Genomic DNA, 1815 nt, shown 5'->3' with positions numbered 1-1815 from the left:
GCCAATTTTGGATTTTCACCACGCTAGTTAACACTGAAATTGAACGCCGACACGACAATTTCGATTTTGAGCTTTTACCACTAGAACTTGCGATATAGCTGCGTTTTCCTCTTGCAAACTAACGCCCAATTAAGGTGTGAGGCACGCAATACCTAAGCCTCCGCATAACACCTTAAACACTAAAACCGACGCATAGTAAAAATGCCACGCGTGCCGAATCACTCTTAAATTGTTTGTTAGCCTTTCGCTATCACCATGACGTAACACGATTTAAATTGAACATATTATGATACTTACTCTGATTTGATTCATTGTAATCCACTATATCCAATTTAAATTGATGAGAGTGCACAAACGCCTCACGAACTTTAATACCAAACTTTGCACATTGTTCTACGACTTCTTTTTTCTTACTTACTGGCATTTGGCAACCAAGAATAATTGACTTAATCATTGTCGGCTCTACTGAGAAAAATGGGAAATCAACATTAGGTATATATTCGGCAAGATCAAGTGGTAGCAAGAGTCTTTGCTCTTGCTCATACTCCCATTCAGGAGACTTCACAAACCAAGACTCTGTATCACGCTCTAATTCGCTTGGTTCAATATAGGTTGGGCGTTCAATCGTATAGTTCACCTCGCGCAATTCACCAATATTTTGGTAGTGATCATCTACACGCTCACCAAGGAAAGTCGTAGCGTTTTTATACTTACCATTGAAGAAATCAGCGGCTTTATCGAACTCAATGCAAATGCCCGCATGATTGTTAGCATAATGAGCCCACATCAAAAGGTTGTCTTCAACAGATGCAAAGCACAACACACCGACAGTAGCCCTAACACCACACTGAGCATCCCATGCATAGTCATAGTATGAGGCTGGGTCTGATAGAGAGCTAGAGAAGGACATCATATGATCATGTTCATCTTTATCAAGGGAGCTCAAATAATTGCCCATAACCATTTCAAATGGGTCATTGAACTCGCCAAAGCGAGATACTTTTAAGAAGAAGTTATCAAAAAACTCCGGTCTGTAGTCGGTATATTTAAAAACTGAACTCACTATTTTTCCCCTTAATTTACTGAGAATGGCTAACGCCCTGTTAAGGTGTGAGCAACGCAATACCGATGCTTCCGCATACCACCTTAAACACTAAACACAACGCATAGTAAAAATGCCACGCGTTGCGAATCACTCTTAAACAGTTTGTTATGTGCGTACTCACAGCGTCAATAGCATCGGCACATAGCGAATGCCATTTTTAACTTGCTCAATATCCACTGATTGAAAGCCCAACCGTTGATAGAAGCCTACGGCATTAACTGAAGCTTTTAATTCAATGCTTGAAGCCCCGCTCCGTTTTAGCATTTCAGTTATTAATCCTCTACCAACCCCTTGTTTTTGGTACTTTGAACTAACGTACAACTGTGCAATATAGTTTCCTTGCCTCCAAGCTACATAACCGATGATTTCATCGTTTTTTATAGCTTTGATTGACGTGTAAACCTCAGTATTTGTAGCCTGCTCGATGTCTCCCTTGCGAGCATTTCGCATAGCTTCCTGACCATCAAGACTCAGAAAGGGAATAACAAACTCTTCATTAACAGTTTCACCCAAAGCTAAAATTAACTGCTGATCTTCCTGAGATACAAGCTCATAGACAATATCCATTTATCCTCCTAGCACATAACGCCCTGCTAAGGGGTGAGCAACGCAATACCGAAGCCGCTGCAAACCACCTTAATCACTAAATTCAACGCATAGTAAAAATGCCACGCGTTGCGAATCCCTCTTGAGCAGTTTGTTAGTCGCGA

General features: G+C 41.0%; 2 protein-coding genes and 1 pseudogene. All 3 read right to left on the bottom strand.

Translation table 11 applies throughout. The features are described from left to right. Positions 1-129 precede the first annotated feature (129 nt). Positions 130-238: pseudogene (locus ABMY42_RS26275) on the bottom strand (DUF3265 domain-containing protein); the annotation flags it as partial. Between the two features lie 12 nt (positions 239-250). Continuing rightward, positions 251-1063, bottom strand: a complete 813-nt coding sequence (locus ABMY42_RS26270) for a DUF2971 domain-containing protein (protein WP_025527499.1) — start codon at positions 1061-1063, stop codon at positions 251-253. A 159-nt stretch (positions 1064-1222) separates the two neighbouring features. After that, positions 1223-1672 (bottom strand): GNAT family N-acetyltransferase, encoded by a 450-nt coding sequence (locus ABMY42_RS26265; RefSeq protein WP_021485104.1) that lies wholly within the window; start codon positions 1670-1672, stop codon positions 1223-1225. Positions 1673-1815: the final 143 nt, after the last annotated feature.

Origin of the sequence: Vibrio sp. SSH13-20, from assembly GCF_040104475.1 — a bacterium.
Lineage (GTDB): Bacteria > Pseudomonadota > Gammaproteobacteria > Enterobacterales > Vibrionaceae > Vibrio > Vibrio harveyi.
Note: the sequence above shows the minus strand (reverse complement) of the source record. Positions and strands in the feature narration are given on the sequence as shown.